Here is a 24,060-nt window from a genome sequence, read left to right as displayed (position 1 = left end):
GGTCACGGCCCCTCGGGGACGCTGAGAGCGTCGTGCTGGGGGCTGCCGAGGACCACTTTGATCGCACCGGTGCCGGCCGCGCGGGAGAACACGTCGTACGCCTCCTCCATCCGGCCCAGCTCGAAGTGGTGCGTGACCAGCGAGGAGGAGGGGAGCCTGCCCGCGGCCATCATCTGCAGCAGCAGCGGTGTGGAGTAGGTGTCGACCAGTCCTGTCGTGATCGTCACATCCTTGATCCACAGGTGTTCGAGATGCAGGGCAGCGGGCTTGCCGTGGACGCCGACGTTGGCCACCCGGCCGCCGGGGCGCACCATGCGGGTGCACATCTGGAATGTCTCGGGTGCGCCCACCGCTTCGACGACCACGTCCGCGCCGAGACCGTCCGTCAGGTCCTCGACCAGCAGCTCCGGACCTTCCTCCGCGTGGGCCACGGCGTCCGCACCGATGGCCCGGGCCGCGGCCAGCCGGGATTCGGCGAGGTCGACGGCGATGATCCGCCCGGGGCTGAAGAAGCGGGCGGTCGCGATCGTGGCGAGTCCGATCGGTCCGGCTCCGACCACGACGACGGTGTCGCCCGGCTGGACCTTCCCGTTCAGCACACCCACCTCGTAGGCGGTGGGGAAGATGTCGGCCAACAGGACGGCGTCCTTGCTGTCGACCGTGTGGGGCAGCGGATGGAGGGACAGGTCGGCAAAAGGCACGCGTACGTATTCGGCCTGCGTGCCGTCGATCAGATGTCCGAGGACCCAGCCGCCCCCTCCACGGCACTGCCCGTACCTGTTCTCGCGGCAGAAGCGGCAGCGGCCGCAGGCCGAGATGCAGGACACCAGCACCCGGTCGCCGGGGCGGACCGTTCGCACGTCGGCGCCGGCCTCCATGACCTCTCCGACGGCCTCGTGTCCCAGGATCCGCCCCGGGGTCACCTCGGGCACGTCGCCCTTGATGATGTGCAGGTCCGTGCCGCAGATTGTCACGGCGTCGACGCGGACGACCGCGTCCGCCGCGTCCTTGATGTCCGGGTCCGGGACGTCCTGCCACGACGTCTGCTCCGGTCCGTGGAAGACGAGTGCCTTCATGACGTCGTCCTTCCTGGTCACGTGTGGTCACCACTGCCAGGTTCTCCCGGCGGGCGTCGCGGGCGCTTGGGCCGGACGGCCCTCCGGTATGCCCGCCAGACCCTGTCCGGCCTCGCGGCCGTCGTTCCACCCTGGGGGTGAGGCTCGGCCGACGGTCCAGGCCGGCCCATGTCTGATGAGGACTTCGTCATGGCCCCCACCCCGTACACCGTGAACGACGTGATGACGAAGACCGTCGTGGCCGTCACGCGCGACGCGCAGTTCAAGGAGATCGTCGCCGCCATGGAGCAGTGGAAGGTCACCGCCATGCCCGTCCTGGAAGGCGAGGGCCGGGTGGTCGGGGTGATCTCCGAGGCGGATCTCCTCACCAAGGAGGAGTTCCACGACACCGAACCGGGTCTGATCGAGCAGATGCAACGCCTCGGCGACACGGCCAAGGCCGCCGGAGTCAGCGCCGAGGAGCTCATGACGGCCCCGGCGATCACGATCCACGCCGATGCCACGCTCCCCCAGGCCGCCCGTGTCATGGCCCGTCAGCAGGTCAAGCGCCTTCCCGTGGTCGACGCGGCAGGAAACCTCCAGGGCATCGTCAGCCGCGCCGACCTGTTGAAGGTCTTCCTCCGCCCGGACGACGACATCGCGGTGGAGATACGGCGCGATGTCGTCGACCGGCTCTTCACGGTGTCCCGACGGGGTGTCCGGGTCGAGGTCACCGACGGAGTGGTCACGCTCACCGGCAGCGTCCGCGACAGCGGGCTCATACCCGTCGCCGCCCGCCTCGCGCAGACCGTCGAAGGAGTCGTCGGCGTGAAGTGCGATCTCACCGGCCCGCCGCCCGAATGAGCCGGGGCCGTACGCGGCGGTCGTTCAGTAGGGCCAGGACCAGTCCGCGACCTCGGGCAGGTCGGTGCCGTGCTCGCGGATCCAGGCGTGGTGGCGGGTACGGACGTCGGCCATGGCCTGGCGGACGGAGCCCGCGCGGACGGCAAGACCGGGGACGCGGTCGATGACGTCCATGACCAGGCGGTAACGGTCGAGGTCGTTGCGTACGACCATGTCGAAGGGCGTCGTCGTGGTGCCGGATTCCTTGTAGCCGCGGACGTGCATGTCGGCATGGCCGGTGCGGCGGTAGGCGAGACGGTGGATCAGCCAGGGGTAGCCGTGGTAGGCGAAGATCACCGGCTTGTCACGGGTGAAGAGGGCGTCGTACTCGGGGTCGGTCATGCCGTGCGGATGTGCCTCGCGGGGCATCAGCCTGGTCATGTCGACGACGTTGACAACACGGACGGCCAGGTCGGGGAGGTGAGCACGCAGAAGGGCGGCTGCGGCGAGGACTTCCATGGTGGGGACGTCACCCGCACAGCCGAGAACCACGTCGGGTTCGCGGGTGCCGTCGTCGGTGCCCGCCCATTCCCAGATTCCGGCCCCGCGGGCGCAATGGGCGCGGGCGTCGGCCATGGAGAGCCAGTCGAAGCAGGGCTGCTTGCCGGCGACGACGACGTTGACGTAGTCGCGGGAGCGCAGGACGTGGTCGGCGACGGAGAGCAGGGTGTTGGCGTCCGGCGGCAGGTAGACGCGCACGACCTCGGGGCTCTTGTTGAGAATGTGGTCGACGAAGCCGGGATCCTGGTGGGAGAAGCCGTTGTGGTCCTGACGCCAGACATGCGAGGTGAGCAGGTAGTTGAGAGAGGCGACGGGCGCGCGCCAGGACAGCTGCCGTGATGTCTTCAGCCATTTGATGTGCTGGTTGACCATGGAGTCGACGATGTGGACGAAGGCCTCGTAGCTGGAGAAGAACCCGTGCCGGCCGGTGAGGAGGTAGCCCTCCAGCCAGCCCTGGCAGAGGTGTTCGGAGAGAACCTCCATCACCCGGCCGTCGGTGGCGAGATGTTCGTCGGTGGGCAGGATCGCCTCCTGCCAGACCTTGTCCGTACTGCCGTACAGGGCGTCCAGCCGGTTGGAGGCGGTCTCGTCGGGGCCCACGACCCGGAAGTCCCGGCGGTCCGCGGTATCTGCCATGATCCGGGCGAGCAGGCCGCCGAGGACCCGGGTGGGCTCGTGCAGGCTGGTGCCGGGCTTGACCACGGGAACGGCGTACTCCTCCAGTGGCGGGATCGGCAGCGAGCGCAGCAGCAGTCCGCCGTTGGCGTGCGGAGTGGCACCGAGCCGCCGCGTGCCGTCCGGCACGCAGGCCAGTACTTCGGGCACCGGCCGGCCGTCCGTACCGAAGAGTTCCTCCGGGCGGTAGGACCGCAGCCAGGCCTCCAACTGACGCAGATGCTCGGGGTTCTCGCGTACTTCCGCGAGCGGAACCTGATGGGATCGCCAGGTCCCCTCGACGGGTTCGCCGTCGACCTCGGCGGGACCGGTCCAGCCCTTGGGGGTGCGCAGCACGATCACCGGCCAGCGGGGGCGTCCCCGCACACCGGAGGTGCGGGCCTCGTCCTGGATGTGCGCGATACGGTCCAGCGCGGTGTCCATGGCCTCCGCCATGGCGAGGTGCACGCTGTGCGGGTTGTCGCCCTCGACGTGCAGGGGATCGTGCCCGTAGCCGCGCAGCAGTTCGTCCAGCTCCGGTGCGGGGAGCCGGGCCAGCACGGTGGGGTTGGCGATCTTGTAGCCGTTGAGGTGGAGGATCGGCAGCACCGCGCCGTCGTGGACCGGGTCCAGGAACTTGTTGGAGTGCCAGGAGGCGGCGAGCGGACCGGTCTCCGCCTCACCGTCCCCGATGACGCAGGCGACGAGGAGGCCGGGGTTGTCGAGTGCGGCGCCGTACGCGTGCGCCAGTGAGTAGCCCAGTTCGCCGCCCTCGTGAATGGAGCCGGGGGTCTCGGGGGCGACATGGCTGGGTACCCCGCCGGGGAAGGAGAACTGCCGGAAGAGCCGCGCCATGCCGGCCTCGTCCCGGCTCACGTCCGGATACGTCTCGCTGTAGCTTCCCTCCAGCCAGGAGTTGGCGAGCACGGCGGGTCCGCCGTGGCCGGGCCCCCAGATGCACAGCGCGGAGAGGTCACGCGCCTTGACCACCCGGTTGAGATGGGTGTGGACGAAGTTGAGTCCGGGTGAGGTGCCCCAGTGTCCGAGGAGCCGCGGCTTGATGTGCTCCGGCTGCAGTGGTTCCTTCAGCAGCGGGTTGCTCATGAGGTAGATCTGCCCGGCGGCGAGATAGTTGGCGGCCCGCCAGTGGGCGTCGAGGCCCTGCAGCTCCTCCGGGGTCGGTGCCGTTCGTCCCTGACGCTTGGCTTTCCTCATGGATTCCTCCGTGGTCGACCGGAGCCGGCTCAATCCCAGCATTACGGGTTTCCCACCATCGCACCGATGGCACGCCGACCAGGAGAGGCCATTCGGCCCCGTTGTGCGGTGGTCCGCCTCCTCCCTGCGACGGTGGCCTTGCCAGTCAAGGGCCATCCGCGTGGAGCCGGGAGCAGGGCGGACCGGCCGGGGGTCGTCAGGCCGGGGTCCGCAGCAGGACAGGGCCCGCCGCCGGCTCACCGCTTCCCACGGGCGGGCGGCGCCGTCGGAAGTTCGTCCGGATTCACGAGGCACAGCGCCCAGATGACGAACGCGTTCAGCGCGATCGCCACCAGAGACCACAACGGGTAGTACGGCAGGGACAGGAAGTTGGCCATGATCAGCAGAGCGGCGATCACGATACCCGTGACCCGGGCCCACAGCACGGCACGGAACAGGAAGACACCCACCAGGACCGCCAGCGCTCCGAGGGTCAGGTGAATCCAGCCCCATCCGGCCAGGTCGAACCTGAAGACGTAACGCGGCGTGGCGAGAAAGATGTCGTCATCGGCGATGGCCATGATTCCGCGGAAGACGTCCAGGATACCGACGATGACCAGCATCGTGGCGGCGAAGATCACCAGCCCGCCGGCCGCGATGGCCGTCTTCCCGGGGACGGATTGGGTGGTGTGCGTCATGACGATTCCTCAATTCTCATCGGCCCCGCCGGGGCAGCGGAGCTCCTCGGACCTCGGATGTCCGCTCATGTCAAGCCTCCGCTCGGGTCCCGAGGGCCCCCTCACCCGTGAGGGGTGAATCGCGGACGACGTGCCGATCAGTCCGGTAGCCGACGCATCTCGAGGACATGCAGGCCCAGGTCCTGGAAGCGGACAAGCAGCCCGTACAGGTGCGCCTCGTCGGTGACCGTGCCGAAGAGCAGGGTCAGCGGGGGGACGGTCGCCTTCTCCAATTCGGGGAATTCATCGGCGACGGCCCTGGAGACGCTTCCGGTGACGCGGAACTCGTAACGCATGTGTGAGTACTCCCCTGGGTTCGGGGCATCTCCTCGCATGGTGGTCCCCCGGCGGCCCGGAGGCATCACCCGGATGAGGTGAACCGAAGCCATCGCGCCCGTGTCAGAGCAGCTTCCGCTCTCTCGCGCGCCGGACTGCTTCACTGCGGCGGGATACGGACAGCTTGCGGTAGATGCTCTTCAGATGCGTCTTGACGGTGTTGACGGACACATACAGCTCCGCGGCGATCTCCTCGGTCGACATCATGTGTGCGGCACACCTGAGAACATCGCGCTCGCGTGGACTGAGCGCTTCGGCGGGGACCGAAAGGGAGTCGTCGCCGGCCGAGCCCGGTGTGCCGGCGTCCGCGAGCCGCTCGGTGAGCCAGGAGTGGGTCACCCCGAGGTCCGGCCTGCGCGCCAGCAGATGCCTCAGCCAGGGGCCCGCCTCGGTGAAGGGCCGGCGGAACTGTTCCGGGCGCGCGGCGTCCAGTGCCCGGGCCAGCAGCCCCTCCGCGGTGGCGAAGTCCTTGTCCAGCACGGCGGCCTGGGCCCGGAGCAGCAGGATGCGGACATGGTCCGTGACGCCTGCCCGGTCGAACTGGCCGAGTCCGGCCAGTAGCCGCGCCGCGCGTTCGGTGTCCCCGGCGGCCAGGTGTGCGGCGGCGAGAGACACGGCGTATGCGGGCATGCCCCCGGTGTCCCGCAATGCACCGATCGCTGCCGCCGGGTCGCCGCGAGCGAGATGAATGGCGGAGCGGGTCTCGGCCAGCCGCAGTGCCGACTGCTCGGCATGGGCTCCGCCCGCGGTGTCCACGACCGCCAGGGCGGCCTGTATGTTGCCGTACGCCAGCTCCAGACGGGCACGCAAAACCGCGGTTTCGGCCGCGCAGACCGGGTCGTGTGCCATTCCTGAGACATCGGCGGCGAGGTCGAGATGGTGCCGGGCGCTCTGCAGATCGCTTCGGTCGAACGCGACAGCGGCCAGCGCGAGATGGCAGACACCGGTGCGCCGATGGTGGGGGATGCCGTACTCCTCGGCGGCCTCCAGCCCCTCCCTGGCGTGTGCCTGGGCCCGGCGCAGCTCACCGCGGACGCTCTCGATCAGAGCGAGCCGTCCCAGGCACTCGTACCGGACCGTCCGGGTCACCTCGGTCGTGCAGGCGGCCAGGGCGTGCTCGAGGGCGTCGTGGGCCTCCCCGAGACGTCCGGCTTCGAACAGTGCGCCGGTCCGCCCGTAGCGCCGCAACGCCTCGATCTCGGGGTGCTGTTCGAGGCAGGGCTGTGCGACCTCAGCCATGAGGTCACGGGTCCGGTGCGCGAGGGACTCCGCGGTCGCGCAGGCGGTGCTGCCGTGCTCCTCACCGCCGGCCAGGAGCAGGAGAAGCGTATGGGCCAGCCGTGTCCCGAGAGAGGGAGCTGCTGCGGCACCGCCCAGGTGGGCCTGGGCCCGGTCGAGCTGTGCCCAGCCGGCCGGGGCGTTGTGCCGTGCCAGGGCACAGGCAGCGGCGACGAGGGCCGGAGCCGCACCGGGGAAGGTGGTGGGCATGCCGGAGAAGAGCCTCTCCAGCCGGTGGGTGTCCGGGCCGGTCAGCAGGCGGCCGACGGCCAGGTGATCGATGAGCAGCGTGGCGGCGTAGGCCCAGTCACCGGTCGCGGTCGCGTGTTCGAGTCCTTCGGTGAGCCGGCCGTTGTCGGCGAGCCATCGCGCCGCCAGGCGGTGCAGCCGCGGCTCGAGGCCGGGCAGGCGGCTGCGCAGATGGGCACGGAGGACCGAGGAGAACAGCGGGTGGCATCGGCACCAGGGCGGGTCTCCGGTCACCTCGACGAACGCGTTGGCACGGGCGAGGTGCGCCAGGATCCACTCGGCGTCGTCACGTCCGGTGAGCACGTTCGCGAGCTGTGGGTGGATCCGCTCCAGGATGCTTGTACGTAGCAGCAGGTTCTGCGTGGCCGGCGGCAGCGCATCGAGCACTTCCGCCAGCAGGTAGTCGGTGACGACATGCTGTGAGCCGGTGAACGACCGCGCGAAGCGGTCGGGGTCGTCGGCCCGCTGCATGGCCAGCGCGCACAGCCGCAGCCCCGCGGCCCAGCCCTCGGTCCGGCCGGTGAGCGCGCCGACGCTTTCCTCCGACAGCGACAGTCCGTGCCGGCGCAGCAGTTTCGCCGCCTCATGGGAGGTGAAAGCGAGTTCGGCCCCTCGGATCTCGCTGATCCGGTCCTCGGCGCGGTAACGGTGCAGCGGGAGCAGCGGGTCCACTCGGCTGATCAGCACCAGGCGCAGCTGCGGACCCGAATGGCCCAGCACGAAGTCCAGGCCCGAGGCCACATCGCGGGCGGTGACCCGCTCGAGCCCGTCGAGCACGAGGACGACCGGACGGTGCAGCTGCGCCACTGCGGAGGAGAGCCGGACCAGGAGAGAGCGGTCGACGTCGTCCGCAAGCACCGGACTGCCGATTCCGTCCGGCAGTGGCACCCGGTGGAAGCGGAACGCCCCGAGGACGTACGACCAGAACACGCCGGGGGCGTTGTCGTCGTCCCTGACGTTCAGCCACACGACGGGGCCGGGTGCCGGACCCTCGTTCGCCCATGAGGCGGTGAGGGCGGTCTTGCCCGCTCCCGCGGGGCCCGTGATCAACGTCAACGGCCCTGTCGTCGAGTCGGTGAGGCGTTCCAGCAGGCGCTTCCTGCTCACCAGCGTGCGGGGCAGCACCGGCACCGAGAACCTGACCGCCGCAAGGGGGTCGCCGGTCGGATCCAGTTGCGTGTCCGCCCGCGCGCGGGATCGGCGGGGGGCACGGGGCTCTCCTCCGCCGTCTGCTGCTCCTGCTGTGAAGGCTGGGCTGGCTGGCATGGCGACCACCGTCGGGGGCGTCCGCTGCCTCGTTCCGGCGGCGGTGCATGCGCTGCCGTTCCGCCCGGTCGGGCCGGGTCGGGAACGGCCAAACACCACCATCGTCACAGCGCTCGTTCGTGATCGCCAGGCGGGGCCCGCACCGGCTCCGTGAGGCGTGTTCCGGCACATGGTTGTGCAATGGGGTGAACGGCCCGTACTCGAGCGACGGGAGGCTTCATGGGCGGCGTTGTCGGCACGGGAAGCGGCACCGCACAGAGCTGGACCGCGCGGCTGGCGATCGCGGCGGGTGCCGTGGGGATCCTGCTGCTGCTCCTGATCGCGGGCTTCAAGAGCATCGTGCTGGTGGCTGTCGGGCTGGCCGGGCTGGCCGTCACCGTTGCCGGAATCTGGTGGGCCCTGAGCCACAGAGGACTGGCCAGAGGGCTCGCCTCCGCGCTGGCCTGCGCGGCACCGCTTGCGGTGATCACGCTCTATGTCACCGCTGAACTGCTCTGGGTCGTACTCGTCAGCTGCGGGTTGTGGGCCCTGGCCGCCTCCGCCGGCTGGGCCGCGCTCAGCACGGACGCCGCGCATGCCGCACCACCCGAATACCGCACACCTCCGCCCGAACATCCGTTCCTCATCATGAATCCGCGGTCCGGGGGCGGGAAGACGGGGAAGTTCCGGCTGAAGGAGAAGGCCGAGGCACTGGGCGCAGACGTCGTACTGCTCGACCCCTCCCACCCTCAGGACGTCGCCACCCTCGCCCGCGACGCCGTCGCCGACGGCGCGGATCTCCTCGGGGTGGCCGGCGGCGACGGCACACAGGCTCTGGTCGCCGGAGTGGCGGCGGAACGCGGCATCCCGTTCATGGTGATCTCGGCCGGCACACGGAACCATTTCGCCCTGGATCTCGGGCTGGACCGGGACGACCCGTCGACATGCCTGGCAGCACTCACCGACGGCGTCGAACTGGTCGTCGATCTCGGTCGCATCGGAGAACGCGACTTCGTCAACAATGTGTCGTTCGGCGCCTATGCGGAGGTGGTGCAGAGTCCCGCCTACCGCGACGACAAGATCCACACCACCCTCACGCTGCTCCCGGACGTGTTGACCCATCACCGTGGCGCCCGGCTGACCGTTCGCGCCTCCGAGATCACGGTCGAGGCCCCTCAGGCCGTCCTCGTGAGCAACAACCCGTACCGGCTGGGCGACCGGGCCGGACTGGGGCGGCGGGACCGGCTGGACTCCGGGAAACTCGGGCTTCTCAGTGTCAAGGTCGACAACGCGGCGCAGGCAGCCGCATTGCTCGCCGGCGAGCACGCACCCGGCCTCACCGTGCTCACCACTCATGAGGTCGTCGTCGACGCCGACGAACCCGAGGTGCAGGTCGGCGTCGACGGTGAGGCGCTCACGCTCCCCACCCCCGTGCACTGCACGATCAGGCCACGAGCGCTGCGCGTCCGCGTCCCCCGTGTGCGCCCCGGAGTGCCCCGGTCGAGGCCCCGACTGGACTGGCGGCGTCTGTACGAGCTGGCGCTGAGGCGCCGGCCACGGCGGTAGAGGGCCGTCGGTGCGGGCCAGGCCCGCACCGCGACGGCTCACGCGCGCTTGACGGAATCCAGATGGGCGAACACCACCACGTTCTCCTTGTAGTCCTTGGCCTTCTTGTCGTACTCACCTCCGCATGTGATCAGACGCAGCTGTGCTGTCGGAGTGTCGGCGTAGACCCGTTCATTGGGGAACTTCGCTTTGCTGAAGCTCTCGACGGAGTCCACCTTGAACTTGGCGACGGTGCCGTCCGCGCGAGTGATGTCGACCTTGCTTCCGGACTTGAGCATGCTGAGCTCCACGAACACCGCCGGGCCCGTGGCGGTGTCGACATGGCCCGCGACGATCGAGGTGCCGCGCTCGCCCGGCGTCGCCGCGCCCTTGTACCAGCCGACCAGGTTGTTGTCGTGGGCCGGCGGTGCCTCGAGCTGTCCGGACGCCCCGAGGGACAGCTCGGTGAAGGGCGCGTCGACGGCGATCTCCGGGATCACGATCCGTTTGGGAACGGAACGCGGCAGCGCCGGCCCGGGACCGGTGGCGGCAGCCCAGGGAGCAGTGGTCGCGGAAGCCGCGGAACTGGCCATCGGCCTGCCCACTGCCGAAGTGTCGAAGGAGTTGTAGACCAGGAGGAAGCCCAGCCCGACCGCTACGGCAGGCCACAGCAGGGCGCGGCCAAGACTGCGGGAGGCGGGTGTGTTCGAACCGGGAGGCTGCTGGGCGTCCATGGGAACGTGGCTTTCGCTAGGAGCGTCACGGGGGGCGCGAGGGGGCGGCGGAACGGGACTTCGGTACAGGACCGAAGGGGCGGAAATGCCGGCGCCGCGGCCACCGTCCCCGAGAGACGAGGGCCGCGACACTGCGGCGACCTGCTAGCTGGCTGGACTCATCAGACCGTGCCGGCACCTGCGGCCCTGCGACGGCGCACCATGTACGCCCCCGCGCCGAGCCCGCCGAGCATCAGCATCGACCCCGCCGCCAGGCCGCTGCCGGTCGTGGCCAGGCCGCCGCCACCGGCGTGGACGCCGCCGTCGGGCTTGCCGGAGCCGCCCTCGTCATCGCCCTCGTCGTCGCCGTAGTCGCCGTTGTCACCCTGACCCCGGCCTCCGTTGTCCCGGCCTCCGTTGTCCCGGCCCTCATTGCCGCGGCCCTCATTGCCACGCCCCTCGTTGCCGCGGCCCTCGTTGCCACGCCCCTCGTTACCGCCGCCCTCATTACCGCGGCCCTCATTACCGCGGCCCTCGTTGCCGCGGCCCTCGTTGCCACGCCCCTCGTTGCCACGCCCCTCGTTGCCACGCCCCTCGTTACCGCCGCCCTCGTTGCCACGACCCTCATTGCCACGGTCGTCACTGACAGAGGCCACTCTCATCGTCAGGGCGCCACCACCGGTGTGCACACCGCCCTTCGGCTTGCCAGGGTCGCTCTTGTCCCCCTGGTTGTCACGGTCCTCGTTGCCGCCCTTCTCCTTGTCGCCCTTCTCCTTGTCGCCCTTCTCCTCGCCCTTCTCCTTGTCGCCCTTCGTCTCGCCCTTCTCCTTGTCGCCTGTGTCGGACTTGCCGTAGTTGTCACTGCTGGAGGAATCACGTCCGTCCTCGACGACAGTGACGGCATGCGCAACGGGTCCGGAGATGGCGAGGATCGCCGTCATTGCGGCCGAAGCCAGCAGGGTGCGAGCAGATCGCATGGGAATGCATTCCTTTCGCCGCGACTGCGATGGCTGACACTTCGTCGGCTCATCGGATCGCAGTGGCGACGTGATCCACCGTCAGCCGGACCGCGGCTTCGCACCAGCGGGAAACACCGCATGATCGGCTCTTCGAGTGGTATTGGGCCGCATTCATCACCCGTTGGACGGCACCCTCCAACCAGGGGCCTTGACCCGCGTCTCGCAGTCGGCCATCGACGACTCCACCCCTGAGCGGGCTCGGCCCATGAGCGGCGAATGTCCGCCACACGGGGATGCCGGACCCGCCGCCGTGCGTACGCAAGGCCCGCCGCAGTGTGCCCGACCCGTGCGGCTTCACGGCAGTGTGGTCCGTCCCCTGGCCCTCGACCGCACACTGTGAGAGCGTCCGCGGGGCACACCCGCCGCCAACGGGGAAGCACTCCCGGGACGTCCGGACGACCGCTTCGCGTCCGCCTTTCGCTTTGCGACGGAACTCGTCGGCTTGGTGGACCGCCTCCACGCACCTCGAGGACGTTCCGCCGGAGGAGATGGAGAAGCGCGCGGCCGAGGCCATGGGGGTCGGCTGAGCGCGGTCGTCCGCTTTGTCTCAGGCAGCGGCGGACGTCAGGCGCGACGCCCCGGCGAAGACAACCACGGCGACCGCCGCTCCAGCCGCCGTCGCCGATGCCTCCGCCGCGATCCGGTCCACATGGGACCGGATCAGACCGGCCAGAACGAAGACGACGACCGAACCTGCGCAGGCTGCGCCGGCGCCTGTGAGGAGACCGTGACGGTCACGCCGGGATCAACTGGCTGCTGCCGCCGTCGTGTCCGAGGCATTCCCTGTTGATCGCACGGTCCAGGGCGCTGGGCGACGTGGCGGCGGCCATGCGCATCTCGATGATGTCGCGCACGGCCGGCCACTCCTCGTCCAGGATCGAGTAGAAGGCTGTGTTGCGTACTGCCCCGTCCAGGCCACGGGAGTGGGCACGGCGGATGCCCTCACAGGTGGCGCCGAGCCGTTCGATGGCGGCGCGCGAGGGCAGATTACGGGCGTCGGCACGCAGCGAGATCCGCCGGACTCCCCAGGTCTCGAAGGCGTGGCGGAGCATCAGCAGCTTCGCCTCGGTGTTGGTACCGGTGCCCCGGGCCCGGGCGGCGAGCCAGGTGTTGCCGATTTCGGCGGCGTCGGGCACGGCGGTGGCCGGGTCGCCGTACGGCACACCGGGGACGGAGGGCCACACAAGTGGGCCCTGCCAGTAGTCGAGCTCCAGGAACCGGGTGGAACCGACGACCCGGCCGTCGGCGACGCTCACCGTCGCGAAGGGCAGCGACCGCCCCGCAGCCTGATCGGCCAGGGCGCGGGCGATGTAGTCATGAGCTGCCACCACGCCGTGGGGTACGGGGGTGTAGGCATAGCTCGTACGGTCCTCGGCGCCGGCCTCGGCAAGGGCCTCGGCGTGGTGCGGGGCGAGGGGCTCCAGCCGCACGATGCGGCCGGTGAGGACAACGGGTACTGGCACTGAACCTTCGGCCCTTCGGAGGTCGGGAGGGTTTCCTCACACCGACGGACGGCATGGGGGCGGTGGATCACTCGCCCGCCTCGAGACATGGCCGCAGTACCGGACGTTCCGACACCGTGACCAGGGAGGACAGTATGCATCCGTGAGGCGCCCGAGAAGGATACGGAGGAGAGAAGGGAAGTAAAAGGCCAGGTAAAGGCGGAGACGAAAGGCGACGACCGAGCGCGGTCCGCAGGCACACGCCGCAGTCGGGCGACGGGGGTCAGGGGGAAGCCCCAGGGGGTGTCCGGCGGATCAGGCCGGCTCAGCGAGCGCCCGCCGCAGAGCGGCTGGTGTGCGCATGCAGTGGGGGCACCTTCCATGCCCGAAGGGCTACGGGGAGAGACGGAGTCGTATGACGCCGCGAGCTTCCCGGCAAACCTCTCCGGTCACAGCACTAGAGCCAGCCTTGCCGGCGTGCGGCCCGTACCGCCTCCATGCGGTTGCGGGTGCCCGTCTTGCCGATGGCCGAGGAGAGGTAGTTCCGGATGGTCGACTCGGAGAGATGCAGCTTCGCCGCGATGTCGGAGACCGTCGCACCGTCCACAGAGGCGTTGAGGACATCGCGCTCACGGGCGGTCAGCGGACTCGGACCCGCGCTGAGCGCGGCCGCGGCCAGCGCCGGGTCGATGACCGTCTCGCCGGTCAGCACGCGGCGGATCGCGACGGCCAGCTCCTCCACCGGTCCGTCCTTGACGAGGAAACCGGCAGCCCCGGCCTCCATCGCACGCCGAAGATAGCCTGGCCGGCCGAACGTGGTGAGGATGAGCACCCGGCAGTCGGGGCACTCCTCCCGGAGGTCGGCCGCGGCGTCGAGACCGCTGCGGCCCGGCAGTTCGATGTCGAGCAGGGCGACATCCGGGCGTGCGACGAGCGCGGCGTCCACGATCTCGTCGCCGACCGCGACCTGGGCGACGACCTCGATGTCGTCCTCCATACCGAGCAGCAGGGCGAGGGCTCCGCGCATCATGCCCTGATCCTCGGCGAGCAGGACTCTGATCATCGGCTCTCCTTGTTCCAACGGCTCAGCGCCGCTGTTCCGGTACGGGCTCCTCGTGCTCCGCGGTCTCCGGGGCCGCCTCCACCGGCAGCTCGGCGGTGACCCGGAATCCACGCCTGTCCCCCGGACCGCTGCGCAGGGTGCCGCCGGACGCCGCGAGACGTTCGGTCAGGCCCTTGAGCCCGCTGCCGGGTGTCGTCGAGCCTACGCCGCCACCGTCGTCGGTGATCACCAGACGTACCCGCTCGGACGTGACCCGCACCTCGATCTCGCAGCGGGAGGCCCCGCTGTGCCGGATCGCATTGGTGACGGACTCCCGTACCACCCAGCCGAGCAGAGCCGCGGTCTGCGGCGGAAGCGGCGGGCCCGACTGCCGTACGACGGGCTCGATACCCGCAGCGGTCAGGGCGTCCCTCGCCCGGTCGAGTTCGGTGGCCAGGCTGCCCTCGCGATAGCCGGTGACGGCCTCCCGGATCTCGGTGAGCGCCTGCCTGCCCACGGCCTCGATGTCGCAGACCTGGGCCAGGGCCGCGTCCAGGTCACGCGGGGCGAGCCTGCGGGCCGCCTCGGACTTCACGACGATCACGGACAGGGTGTGCCCGAGCAGATCGTGCAGATCCCGCGAGAAGCGCAGCCGCTCCTTCTCCACTGCGGTGCGGGCCAACTCCTGCCGGGTTTCGCGCAGTTCCCGTACGGTCTCGGACAGCGCCAGGATCGCGGCGGTCACCATTCCGGAGATGAACGTCCCGTATGCGACGTTCACCGCTCCCCAGCCGTCCCGCGCCGCGGCGATCGCCGCGGCCAGGGCGCTCAGGCCGAGCACGACCGGACCGAGTGCCCGGCCCCGTACGACGGAGCCGGTGGCCAGGGCGAGCAGCGGGAAGAAGAGCAGCCAGTTGCCGCCGTACTTGACGGCCAGACCACAGGTGACCGCGGTCATCGCGACCAGGATCCAGCGGGTGCTCCTCGCCTCCCGGGCGCACTTGTCGAACGCCCGGAACACCACGGTGATGTAGAGCGAGTTGAAGACCAGCAGACCGAGGCCGCCTATCCAGGGGTTGGGGGTCTCGTCCTTCAGGAGGTTGGAGAAGGCGCCCATGCCCATGAGGAGCCAGGGCAACAGGGCGAAGCCGTTGGGCGGGCCCATGTTCTCGGGAGCACGCGCCTTTCGCTTCTTCTCCATGGCGCGCCACTCCTCCTTCCGCGCCTGCCAGTCGGGCTTCCACTCCCAGGTGAAGCCGCCCGTCCGGCCGGTGCGGCCCTGCTGCCTCTCGCGCATGATCACTCCTGTCACACCGTCCTCGCGGACCGACGGTACGAGACCACTGCGTACGCGCCGAACAGCAGGGCCCACACCACGATCACGGACACCGCGGCGAGCCCGGGCGCGCTGCCCTCGGTGATGGCCTGGCCCAGTTCGGCGAAGCGATGGGTGGGGGTGTAGTCGGACAGCGTGCGCATCCAGCCGGGGAACAGCTCGACCGGGAACCAGAGGCCGCCGGCGATCGACAGGGCCAGATTGCAGCCGACGTTCACCACACCCGTGGTCTGGGCGGAGAGCCGGTAGCCGTTGCCGATGCCGAGCAGCGTGAAGGGCAGCGCACCGAGCCAGAGCACGGCCGTGACGGCCGCCCACTGCCAGGCCTCCATACGGACGCCGTTGACGAACGCGCCCGCGGCGAGCACCGCCGCGATGGCGGGCAGGACGACCACCGAGCCGGTGAGCGCACGGCCTATGACCACCTGGCGTGGCCTCATCGGAGTGACGCGCAATTGCCGCAGCCAGCCGATCGCCTTGTCCTCGGCGACGCCGGTCCCGGTGGAGAGGGCCGCGCCGAGCGCCCCGTACGCGGCCATGGCGACCATGGAGGCCGTCTTCCACTCGGAGGCGTTATTGCCGATGTTGGTGAAGAGCAGATACATCAGCACCGGCATGCCGATGCCGAAGACCACGAATGCGGTGTCGCGCAGGGTGCGGCGGACTTCCGCCTTCACGTACTCGGTGATCATCGGGCGGTCTCCAGTCCATCGGAAGCGGTGGTGGCGGTCAGAGCGAGGAAGGCGTCCTCGAGCGAGGCCGCGACGACTTCGAGGCCTCGGATCGCGCCGAGTTCGGCGAGGGCGATGACGGTGGCGTCCGAGTCCTCGGTGCGCAGCCGGGCACGGTCCCCGCGCACCTCGACCGAGACGACTCCGGGGAGGAGGGTGAGCCCTTCGGTGGACCGGCCCGCCAGGTCGAAGGAGACCAGGCTGCCGCCGGCCGAGCGCTTGAGCTTCTCGCTGCTGCCGTCGGCGACTATCCGGCCGCGGTCGATGACGACGATCCGGTCGGCGTTGTCGTCGGCCTCCTCCAGGTAGTGGGTGGAGAAGAGGACCGTGTTGCCGCGCCGGGCGTACGCGCGCATGGAGTCCCAGAACGTGCGCCGGCCCTCCACGTCGAGCGCGACCGTCGGCTCGTCGAGGACGATCAGCTCGGGGTTGCCGGCGAGGGCGACGGCGAAGCGGACGCGCTGCGCCTGGCCGCCGGAGAGCCGGTCGACCCGGCGACCGGCGAGCTCGGTGAGCCCGGCGAGCTCCAGCGCCTCGGTGACCGGCATCGGCCGGGGATAGGTACGGGCCACGAGGGTGACCAGTTCGCGTACCGTGATCCGCGGGACGGCCCGGCCCTCCTGCAGCATCGCGCCCACCCGGCCGGCGACGACGGCCCGTTCGGGCGTCGTGCCGAAGAGCCGGACGCTGCCCGCGTCGGGCTCGTCCAGGCCGAGCAGCAGGTTGATGGTGGTCGACTTGCCGGCGCCGTTGCGGCCGAGCAGGGCGACGGTCTCGCCGCGTCGGATGTCGAGGTCGATGCCCGCCACTGCGCGTACCGCACCGAAGGTCTTCACGACCCCTTCGAAGTGGACCGCCACTGCGGATTCCGGTGTCTGCGTCATGCACATCACGCTACGGAGCACAGCCGGGCCACGGCAGACCCGCTTGTACGGAGTCGGGCAGTACAAATGTCACGAGCCACCGTGCTGAAATGCCTTTGACGAGGTACGACTTGGTGTCGAACCATGTACGTACCAGCGGTCGCGGGAGGCAGCGCGTGTCACGTCCGGTCACCATCGTCACAGGCGGCAGTCGAGGTATCGGCGCAGCGACATGCGTCCGGTTGGCGGCCGACGGACATGACCTGGCCCTGGGTTACGTCAGCAACAGTACGGCCGCCGAGGAGACGGCGGCCGCCGTGCGTGCGGCGGGGGCGCGCTGTGTCACGGTGCGGGTGGACACCTCCGACGAGGCGGACGTGGAGAAGCTGTTCGACATCGCCACCGCAGAACTCGGGCGAGTGACCGGGCTGGTCAACAACGCCGGCGTGACCGGCCCGCTCGGCAGACTCACCGACGCCCGCACCGAGGACCTGCGACGGGTGGTCGAGGTGAACCTCCTGGGCTATCTGTTGTGCAGTCGGCGAGCCGCCCGGGACATGGCGGCCCTCGGATCCGGCGCCATCGTCAACATCTCTTCCGCGGCCGCGACACTCGGCAGCCCCGGCGAATACGTCCACTACGCCGCGACCAAGGCAGCCACCGATGCCCTGACCATCGGCCTGGCCAAGGAACTCGGCCCGGACGGCATCAGGGTCAATGCGGTGGCCCCGGGCATCACCAACACCGATATGCACGCTGCCATGGGGGATCCCGACCGCCCGGCCAAGGCAGCCGTGCGGATCCCGATGAGGCGCCCCGGCGAGCCTTCCGAGATCGCCGCCGCCGTCGCCTGGCTCCTGTCGGCCGACGCCTCCTACACCACGGGCACGGTTCTGAGGGTCTCCGGCGGCTATTGAGGCCACGCGGTGCTCCTTACGCGGGCGCGGCTCTCATGGCTCACAGGTCCCGCGTGTCGGGGAGCAGTTGCTCGGTCCAGATGGTCTTGCCGTCGCGCGTGTACCTGGTGCCCCACCGCTCGGTGAGTTGCGCCACCAGGAACAGCCCGCGGCCGCCCTCGTCGGTGGTACGGGCCCGGCGGAGGTGCGGCGAGGAGCTGCCGGTGTCGGACACCTCGCAGATGAGGTGGCGGTCACGGATGAGCCGGAGGACGATCGGCCCCTCACCGTACCGAAAGGCATTGGTCACCAGCTCACTGACGATCAGTTCCGTGGTGAAGGCCATCTCGTCCAGCCCCCACTCGGTCAGCTGGGACGCCGTCAGCGTCCGCGCCCGGGCAGCGGCGGTGGCCTCCACAGGCAGCTCCCATGTGGCCACCTTCTCCCCCACCAGTACGCGGGTACGGGCGAGAAGCAGTGCCACGTCATCGGCGACGTCATCGGTCGGCCGGCCGTCCAGCAGCGCGCCCTCCACCGCCCGGCACGTCTCCTCCAACGAGCGGGCGGGCGCGCCGAGCACCTCGCACAGGCCCGACAGACTCTCGTCGACGTCCCGTTTGTGGGTCCGGATGAGGCCGTCCGTGTAGAGGGCCAGGAGGCTTCCTTCGGCCAGTTCCAGCTCGGCGGCCTCGAACGGCAGTCCGCCAAGGCCCAGTGGCGGGCCGGCCGGAATGTCGAGGACCCGCACCTGTCCGTCCGGGGTCACCACCGCCGGTGGCGGGTGACCGGCGCGGGCGAGGGCGCAATGCCGCGTGACCGGGTCGTAGACCGCGTACAGGCAGGTGGCGCCGACGACTTGAGGGGACCCTTCCTCCGTCGGCGCCTGCTCGCCGGCCAGGCGGTCCACGAGATCATCGAGGTGGGAGAGGACCTCGTCCGGGGTGAGGTCGAGGTTGGCCAGGGTGTGCACGGCGGTACGCAGCCGGCCCATGGTGGCTGCCGCGTGGATGCCGCGGCCGACCACGTCGCCGACGACGAGGGCGACACGAAGCCCGGAGAGCGGGATGACATCGAACCAGTCACCGCCGACGCCGGTCGTGGCGTCGGCGGGCCGGTACCGGTGGGCGACTTCGACCGCGGGGTGCGTGGGCACCTCGTGCGGAAGCAGGCTGTGCTGCAGAGTGAGCGCCGCGTCGTGCTGCTGGGTGTAGCGGCGTGCGTTGTCGATGCAGACCGCGGCACGGGAGGCGAACTCCTCGGCGAGTGTGAGGTCGTCCTCCTCGAACGGCTCGGGACGCCGCCACCGCCAGAGACTGAGAAGGCCGAGTACCAGCCCCCGTGCGAGCAGCGGCACTACCATCAGCGACCAGTTCCCAAGGCTGCGTGCGCGCTCGGCCCGCTCCGGGTCCGTGGAGAGCCATCCGGTGAGACCTTGCTGATACTCGCCTATGACCGGGCGCCGCTGGGCCAGGCACCGCGCTTGCAGACTCTCGGGCGGGATCCGGATCGAGTGGCCCACCGGATACATCACCTCTTCCGCGTCCGGCAGGACACTGTGGGCCGCCGCCCGGCGCACGGTGTCGGGCATCCCCTCGACGGGCCCTTCGCCACGGGTCACCGGCTCCAGCAGGTCCACGCAGACACAGTCGGCGAGCTCGCGGGCGGCCACCTCGGCCAGCTCGCGTGCCGTCCTCCCCACGTCCAGCGTGGTTCCGATGTGGGCTCCTGCCTCGGTGAGCAGCGCGAGACGGCGTCGAACGCGATGACTTCCGGTAACGTCCTCGATCGTCTGTGTCACCCCGAGGACCCGTCCGTAGGGGTCCTGCATCCGAAACGCCGACACCGACACGGTCATCCCGGGGCCGGTGTCCCCCAGCGCCCGGCAGGGCTGCTCGGCGAAGACCGAGGACCGGCCCGTCTCCAGCACCTCCCGCAACTGCGCCTCCACCGTCTCGGTGTCCTGCGGGTTCAGGAAGTCGCCGATGCGGAGCCCACGATGCTGCTCGACCGGAAGGTGACTGAACTTCGCCATGGCCCGGTTCACTCGCAGGATGCTGAGGTCAGGGGCGTGGACGGACAGCCCGATCGGGGAGCGGCGGAACAACCCTTCCAGGACCGACCGGTCCGTCTCCCACTGGGTCACCTCCTCGGCGGGGGCAGCGGCGAGATACCACTCGCGCTGTGAACCACCCCTGGCGATCGCCCGGACCCGGCAGCCCAGCTGCACACGATGCCCGTCGCGGTGCCGGACGGGTACGACTCCGGACCACTCCTGATCGCGTACGCAGGCCTCGACCGCGTCCGTCACGAGCTCGTGGTCCTGGGGATCGACCAGGAGACCGGCCGCCGGGCGCCCCAGCGCCTCTTCGGCCGGGTACCCGAGCAGCGCCTCGGCGCGCTTGCTCCAGCCGACGACCCACCCGCGGTCGTCCAGTACCGCCGAGGCCGCGCGCCGCACGGCGAACGGGTCGTCCGGTACCTCGCCGAACCCAGTCACCGGTGTGTCCATCCCTATCACCGTTGCCCTTGCTCGCTCCGAGCGCCACCGGGCACGCGGCGCCCCTCGGATCGAGTCCTCACGGAGCCCCGATGACGACGGACCGCGCCGTGGGTGGACACGGCAGCCGAGCCGGCCGGCTGGGGCATCGACACCACTTCCCCGGCGGTCTGCCGCAGGTCCCCAGCAGGTCCCTGAACACACCCCGGTACCCGGCCACCGGCGGGGACCGGTCCGGCACCTCACTCGTCGACTCATGCATGTCCAACGCAACGACCTATCCCCGGGACGTGGGGTGCTCCGCCTGCGGGCCCTCCCTGCCGAGCACTCCCGACGCGTCACCGGCACAGCCTCTTCGGGTGCATTTTCTATCAAATCACCCTATCCGAGCCCCCTGCGCGGGCAAACGGAGCCGTGATCCGGTGACGTGTTTGCGGTCGCGCAACCGCGGTACCCGCATGGCATGACACGAAAATCCCCTCAGCGGAGTGGTGGACCGAGGAGCTGATCGGCATGGGTGACCGAACGAGGACGCTGCGCGGCAAGGCCCAGGAGGCCCTGGGCAAGGCCAAGGAGAAGACGGGGCGCGCCACGGGCCACGACCGACTGAGGGCCAAGGGGGCCGCGGACCGCGTCGAGGGCAAGGCCAGGCAGGCAGCCGGGCATGCGTCGGAGGCCATGAAGGACATGGCCGACCACATCAAGGGCCGGCACCACAAGTAACCGGCCGGCGATGAGACTGCCCCGGTGACACCACCGGCGGCCCGCTGCCGCCACACAGCCACGGAGCTCTCCCCAGGGGTGTGATTCAAATCGCATAGCCCGCCCGAATGTTCCGGCATCAGCAAGAAACGGACCCCACTACGAGAGCCCGCTCGACACACCGTCCGTGACCGACTGGTCACTGTATGGATCTCGGGGTGCGCACTTCCAACTGGGCGGCGACTATTGGTGCCACACATGCGCGGGCTGATCGCGGAGCGTCGGCAACGGCCTCGTCCCCCTGGACTCCGATCGCCATCTTGCGGCGGTCACCCGCACACCTCCGGAACAGGGAGGGGTGCTCGACATGCACCAGAAGTCCCCTCTGCGGCACGCCGTGGCCATGGGCGCCGCCTGCACCGTACTGGCCGGCGGAATCGCCCTCGGCGCATCCGGCGCGGCCGCCGCTTCGACATCCAAGGCCGGCGCCCCCGCCTCCTCCTCGTCCCACGGCCGTGATCACGAAAGGTGCACCTGGCACGAGGGCCGCTGGGTGAAGAAGTGGGTGCCCAAGCACTGGGAGAAGAGGTACGTCAGAGGCCACTGGGTGACGTGGTGGCACGACGGGCACCGGGAAAAGAAGTGGGTGCACAGCCACTGGGAGAAGAGGTTCGTCAGGGGCCACTGGGTGAGGTGCCGCCACGACGGGTACTGGGTGTGCTGGGGCGGGGGAGAGCTGCCGTCACACCGGCACGACTCGCCGAGGCTGCCCGACAGGCACGGCTCACCGAAGCTCCCCGACAAGCACGAGTCACCGAGGCTCCCCGACGAGCACAACTCGCCGAAGCTGCCCGGCAGGCAGGACACACCGAAGCTGTCCGACCAGCAGGACACACCGAAACTGCCCGACCAGCAGGACACACCGAAACTGCCCGACCAGCACGACACACCGAAGCTGTCCGACCAGACCAATGAGGCTGTTGAGTCATAGCGCTTCACGCCCAGGTGTAAGGCAGGGGATCCCGTCGTAGACGGGATCCCCTTGGGGCCGTCGCGGCGCAGTACGTCGGCGAACCCCGCCGCCTCGGCAAGCGCTTCGGGTCCGACGTACAGGGCGAGGCAGCCGCGCCCGCCGCAGGGGCACTCCGGCCCGTCGAGGGTCAACGGCACATGGCCCGGCTCGCCGGCCAGGCCATGGCTGCCGGCCTGGATGAGACCGTCGGTGATGATCCCCCCGCCGACGCCCGTGTCCGCCTTGATGTACGCCATGGTGTGCGGTGCGCTGCCACGCTGCTCGGCCAGAGCGTGATATTCCGCGAGCGCGGCGACGTTCGCGACGTTCACGATGTCCAGTGGGCATTCCAGACCGGGCAGTTGGCCGGTGATCAGTGCGCCGAGGTCGGTGGGGCCGGCCCGCCGGCCGAAGTCGGTGGCGGCGGCCACCCTGTGTGCGGCGTCGGCGAAGATGGGCCGCCGCACCGCACACCGCACGGTGACCCGCGCCGGCCCACCCCAGGAGCAGCCGATCATGACCACCTCCGCCGACCACCTCGTCGTCCGCACCGCACGCGGCCCCGTCCGCGGCGAACGCCGCAGTACGGGCGTACGGTTCCTCGGCATCCCCTACGCAAAGCCCCCGGTCGGCGATCTCCGCTTCGCCGCGCCCGAACCGCCCGAGCCTTGGACCGAGCCGCTGGACGCCACCGCGTACGGCCCCACCGCTCAGCGCCGCCCCTTCGCCGAGGTCACCACCATCCCCGAGCCGACCATCCCGGGTGAAGGCACGCTGAACCTCAATGTGTTCACGCCCGACGTCTCCTCCGACGCACGACTTCCCGTACTCGTGTGGATCCACGGCGGCGGCTTCGTCGCCGGGTCCGCGGCCAGCCCCTGGTACGACGGCGCGGCATTCAACCGGGACGGTGTCGTGCTCGTCTCGCTCGGCTACCGGCTCGGCATCGAAGGCTTCCTGCATCTGGAGGACGCCCCCGACAACCGTGGCGTACTCGACTGGATCGCCGCCCTCACCTGGGTGCGCGACAACATCGCGGCCTTCGGCGGCGACCCGGCGAAGGTCACCGTCGCCGGGCAGTCCGCGGGCGGCGGCGCCGTCCAGACGCTGCTCGCCACTCCGTCCGCCAGGGAGCTGTTCCGCGGCGCGATCTCCGTCTCCGGCGCCGTGATGCAGCCGGAGGACCGGTCGGTGGCCCTCACCGTGTCCAAGCTGTTCACCTCTCGTACCGGCGTCCCCGCCACCGCCGCCGCGCTGCGCGACAGGACCGACGACGAACTCCTCACCTACCAGGACGCCCTGGCCGTCCCCGGCCCGGACCGCGACGGCCTGCCGATGCTGGTCCTGGCACCCTTCGCCGACGGGACACTGATCCCCGAACCGGTCATGGACACACTCACCGCCGCGGCCACGGGCACGGACGTCCCGCTGATGCTCGGCTTCACCCGGCACGAGTTCAACGCCGTCCCCTTCCCCGGCGCCACCGAGGAGGCGGCCCGCGCGATGCTCGCCGCCATGGGCCTGGACGAGCCCCGCACCCGTTCCTTCCTCGACCATCACCAGGAGGCCGCCCCCGACGCGCTGATGGGCCAGGCCACCACCGACGTCACCTTCCGGGCCCCCTCCCTGGCCATCGCCGAGGCCCGCGCCGCGCGTGAACTTCCCACCTGGCTCTACGAGTTCGCCTGGCCCTCGGCCGCACCCGGGACTCAGGGGCTGGCCTTCCACTGCCTGGACCTGCCGTTCGCCTTCGATCTGCTGGACGCCGAGGCCGTCGCCGCGGCCGCGGGCGACAACCCGCCGCAGAACCTGGCCGACGCCATGCACGCGGCCTGGGTCTCCTTCGTCCGCGACCTCGACCCGGGCACGGTCTGGCCGCGATACACCGTGGACCGGCGGGAGACGATGGTGTGGGACACCGAACCGGCCGTGGAGCCGGACGCGCTGCGCCCGGTCCGGGAGATCTGGCTGAGCTGAGCGGCACGACCACGCCCGGATCCGGGCGAGCCGCCGGCAGGGTCCCCGCCACATCGGCATGCGACAGAGTGATGCGCACGGTGTTCATACCGGCCTTCGACGGCACCGGGTCCGGCCGTGAGCCGTAACCGGG

Annotated in this window: 19 protein-coding genes; 5 read left to right on the top strand and 14 right to left on the bottom strand. The window is 70.3% G+C overall.

Features of this window, described 5'->3' with window-relative positions; all coding sequences use genetic code 11:
• Window positions 1-2: 2 nt before the first annotated feature.
• Window positions 3-1,076, bottom strand: a complete 1,074-nt coding sequence (locus ABD858_RS30500) for a zinc-dependent alcohol dehydrogenase family protein (RefSeq protein WP_345045013.1) — start codon at window positions 1,074-1,076, stop codon at window positions 3-5.
• Window positions 1,077-1,265: 189 nt separating this feature from the next.
• Here ABD858_RS30500 and ABD858_RS30495 point away from each other — a divergent pair, with 189 nt between their 5' ends.
• Window positions 1,266-1,919 carry a CBS domain-containing protein gene (locus ABD858_RS30495; protein ID WP_345045011.1) on the top strand — a complete coding sequence of 218 codons (654 nt, stop codon included), beginning with the start codon at window positions 1,266-1,268 and terminating at the stop codon, window positions 1,917-1,919.
• 24 nt (window positions 1,920-1,943) lie between these two features.
• On the opposite strand, the gene ABD858_RS30490 is transcribed toward ABD858_RS30495, so the two are convergent.
• From ABD858_RS30490 to ABD858_RS30475, 4 genes are all read right to left on the bottom strand, one after another.
• On the bottom strand, window positions 1,944-4,328 hold the full coding sequence (locus ABD858_RS30490) for a phosphoketolase family protein (protein ID WP_345043584.1): 2,385 nt from the start codon (window positions 4,326-4,328) through the stop codon (window positions 1,944-1,946).
• 236 nt (window positions 4,329-4,564) lie between these two features.
• Window positions 4,565-5,005: a DUF7144 family membrane protein gene (locus ABD858_RS30485; protein WP_345043583.1), complete on the bottom strand. Its 441-nt coding sequence runs from the start codon at window positions 5,003-5,005 to the stop codon at window positions 4,565-4,567.
• A gap of 137 nt (window positions 5,006-5,142) precedes the next feature.
• Window positions 5,143-5,340 (bottom strand): hypothetical protein, encoded by a 198-nt coding sequence (locus tag ABD858_RS30480; RefSeq protein WP_345043580.1) that lies wholly within the window; start codon window positions 5,338-5,340, stop codon window positions 5,143-5,145.
• Between the two features lie 103 nt (window positions 5,341-5,443).
• A complete protein-coding gene (locus tag ABD858_RS30475; protein ID WP_345043578.1) occupies window positions 5,444-8,032 on the bottom strand; it encodes a winged helix-turn-helix domain-containing protein in 2,589 nt (862 codons plus the stop codon).
• A 360-nt stretch (window positions 8,033-8,392) separates the two neighbouring features.
• Between ABD858_RS30475 and ABD858_RS30470 the strand changes: the two genes are divergently transcribed.
• Window positions 8,393-9,718: a diacylglycerol/lipid kinase family protein gene (locus tag ABD858_RS30470; protein WP_345043576.1), complete on the top strand. Its 1,326-nt coding sequence runs from the start codon at window positions 8,393-8,395 to the stop codon at window positions 9,716-9,718.
• A gap of 38 nt (window positions 9,719-9,756) precedes the next feature.
• Here ABD858_RS30470 and ABD858_RS30465 read toward each other — a convergent pair whose 3' ends face one another.
• The 7 genes from ABD858_RS30465 to ABD858_RS30435 all read right to left on the bottom strand — a co-directional run bounded on the left by ABD858_RS30465 (window position 9,757) and on the right by ABD858_RS30435 (window position 16,864).
• Window positions 9,757-10,431, bottom strand: coding sequence for a class F sortase (locus ABD858_RS30465; RefSeq protein ID WP_345043573.1), 675 nt, complete (start codon window positions 10,429-10,431; stop codon window positions 9,757-9,759).
• A gap of 161 nt (window positions 10,432-10,592) precedes the next feature.
• Entirely contained in the window at window positions 10,593-11,387 is a 795-nt protein-coding gene (locus ABD858_RS30460) for a hypothetical protein (protein WP_345043571.1), read from the bottom strand.
• 776 nt (window positions 11,388-12,163) lie between these two features.
• Window positions 12,164-12,892 (bottom strand): GNAT family N-acetyltransferase, encoded by a 729-nt coding sequence (locus tag ABD858_RS30455; RefSeq protein WP_345043568.1) that lies wholly within the window; start codon window positions 12,890-12,892, stop codon window positions 12,164-12,166.
• A 436-nt stretch (window positions 12,893-13,328) separates the two neighbouring features.
• Entirely contained in the window at window positions 13,329-13,934 is a 606-nt protein-coding gene (locus ABD858_RS30450) for a response regulator (RefSeq protein ID WP_345043566.1), read from the bottom strand.
• Window positions 13,935-13,956: 22 nt separating this feature from the next.
• A complete protein-coding gene (locus tag ABD858_RS30445) occupies window positions 13,957-15,210 on the bottom strand; it encodes a sensor histidine kinase (protein WP_425586277.1) in 1,254 nt (417 codons plus the stop codon).
• An 11-nt stretch (window positions 15,211-15,221) separates the two neighbouring features.
• Window positions 15,222-15,941, bottom strand: a complete 720-nt coding sequence (locus ABD858_RS30440) for an ABC transporter permease (protein ID WP_425586276.1) — start codon at window positions 15,939-15,941, stop codon at window positions 15,222-15,224.
• The gene (locus ABD858_RS30435; RefSeq protein ID WP_345043563.1) at window positions 15,938-16,864 is read right to left on the bottom strand and encodes an ABC transporter ATP-binding protein; all 927 of its coding nucleotides are present in this window, start codon (window positions 16,862-16,864) and stop codon (window positions 15,938-15,940) included. Before ABD858_RS30435 ends, ABD858_RS30440 begins: the two co-directional genes overlap by 4 nt.
• A gap of 155 nt (window positions 16,865-17,019) precedes the next feature.
• On the opposite strand from ABD858_RS30435, the gene ABD858_RS30430 reads away from it, so the two are divergent.
• Entirely contained in the window at window positions 17,020-17,760 is a 741-nt protein-coding gene (locus ABD858_RS30430; RefSeq protein WP_345043561.1) for an SDR family NAD(P)-dependent oxidoreductase, read from the top strand.
• Between the two features lie 40 nt (window positions 17,761-17,800).
• Here the strand turns inward: ABD858_RS30430 and ABD858_RS30425 are convergent, their stop codons facing one another.
• Window positions 17,801-20,248, bottom strand: coding sequence for a SpoIIE family protein phosphatase (locus ABD858_RS30425; RefSeq protein WP_345043558.1), 2,448 nt, complete (start codon window positions 20,246-20,248; stop codon window positions 17,801-17,803).
• Between the two features lie 501 nt (window positions 20,249-20,749).
• Between ABD858_RS30425 and ABD858_RS30420 the strand changes: the two genes are divergently transcribed.
• Complete coding sequence (locus ABD858_RS30420) at window positions 20,750-20,959, top strand: CsbD family protein (RefSeq protein WP_345043556.1); 210 nt, start codon at window positions 20,750-20,752, stop codon at window positions 20,957-20,959.
• A 498-nt stretch (window positions 20,960-21,457) separates the two neighbouring features.
• Here the strand turns inward: ABD858_RS30420 and ABD858_RS30415 are convergent, their stop codons facing one another.
• A complete protein-coding gene (locus ABD858_RS30415) occupies window positions 21,458-22,468 on the bottom strand; it encodes an ROK family protein (protein ID WP_345043554.1) in 1,011 nt (336 codons plus the stop codon).
• Between ABD858_RS30415 and ABD858_RS30410 the strand changes: the two genes are divergently transcribed.
• On the top strand, window positions 22,467-23,927 hold the full coding sequence (locus tag ABD858_RS30410; protein WP_345043551.1) for a carboxylesterase/lipase family protein: 1,461 nt from the start codon (window positions 22,467-22,469) through the stop codon (window positions 23,925-23,927). The genes ABD858_RS30415 and ABD858_RS30410 overlap by 2 nt on opposite strands.
• The last annotated feature ends 133 nt before the right edge of the window (window positions 23,928-24,060 follow it).

The sequence above is a fragment of the Streptomyces sannanensis genome, assembly GCF_039536205.1.
In the GTDB taxonomy this organism is placed as follows: domain Bacteria; phylum Actinomycetota; class Actinomycetes; order Streptomycetales; family Streptomycetaceae; genus Streptomyces; species Streptomyces sannanensis.
This window is presented reverse-complemented; position numbering and strand designations above follow the sequence as displayed.

Bases quoted from the DNA above. Each gene is read 5' to 3' on its own strand.
- ABD858_RS30440 (WP_425586276.1), bottom strand. From the start codon at position 15,941: ATGATCACCGAGTACGTGAAGGCGGAAGTCCGCCGCACCCTGCGCGAC.
- ABD858_RS30500 (WP_345045013.1), bottom strand. From the start codon at position 1,076: ATGAAGGCACTCGTCTTCCACGGACCGGAGCAGACGTCGTGGCAGGAC.
- ABD858_RS30490 (WP_345043584.1), bottom strand. From the start codon at position 4,328: ATGAGGAAAGCCAAGCGTCAGGGACGAACGGCACCGACCCCGGAGGAG.
- ABD858_RS30410 (WP_345043551.1), top strand. From the start codon at position 22,467: ATGACCACCTCCGCCGACCACCTCGTCGTCCGCACCGCACGCGGCCCC.
- ABD858_RS30445 (WP_425586277.1), bottom strand. From the start codon at position 15,210: ATGCGCGAGAGGCAGCAGGGCCGCACCGGCCGGACGGGCGGCTTCACC.
- ABD858_RS30480 (WP_345043580.1), bottom strand. From the start codon at position 5,340: ATGCGTTACGAGTTCCGCGTCACCGGAAGCGTCTCCAGGGCCGTCGCC.
- ABD858_RS30435 (WP_345043563.1), bottom strand. From the start codon at position 16,864: ATGACGCAGACACCGGAATCCGCAGTGGCGGTCCACTTCGAAGGGGTC.
- ABD858_RS30415 (WP_345043554.1), bottom strand. From the start codon at position 22,468: ATGATCGGCTGCTCCTGGGGTGGGCCGGCGCGGGTCACCGTGCGGTGT.
- ABD858_RS30450 (WP_345043566.1), bottom strand. From the start codon at position 13,934: ATGATCAGAGTCCTGCTCGCCGAGGATCAGGGCATGATGCGCGGAGCC.
- ABD858_RS30495 (WP_345045011.1), top strand. From the start codon at position 1,266: ATGGCCCCCACCCCGTACACCGTGAACGACGTGATGACGAAGACCGTC.
- ABD858_RS30470 (WP_345043576.1), top strand. From the start codon at position 8,393: ATGGGCGGCGTTGTCGGCACGGGAAGCGGCACCGCACAGAGCTGGACC.
- ABD858_RS30465 (WP_345043573.1), bottom strand. From the start codon at position 10,431: ATGGACGCCCAGCAGCCTCCCGGTTCGAACACACCCGCCTCCCGCAGT.
- ABD858_RS30485 (WP_345043583.1), bottom strand. From the start codon at position 5,005: ATGACGCACACCACCCAATCCGTCCCCGGGAAGACGGCCATCGCGGCC.
- ABD858_RS30425 (WP_345043558.1), bottom strand. From the start codon at position 20,248: ATGGACACACCGGTGACTGGGTTCGGCGAGGTACCGGACGACCCGTTC.
- ABD858_RS30460 (WP_345043571.1), bottom strand. From the start codon at position 11,387: ATGCGATCTGCTCGCACCCTGCTGGCTTCGGCCGCAATGACGGCGATC.
- ABD858_RS30420 (WP_345043556.1), top strand. From the start codon at position 20,750: ATGGGTGACCGAACGAGGACGCTGCGCGGCAAGGCCCAGGAGGCCCTG.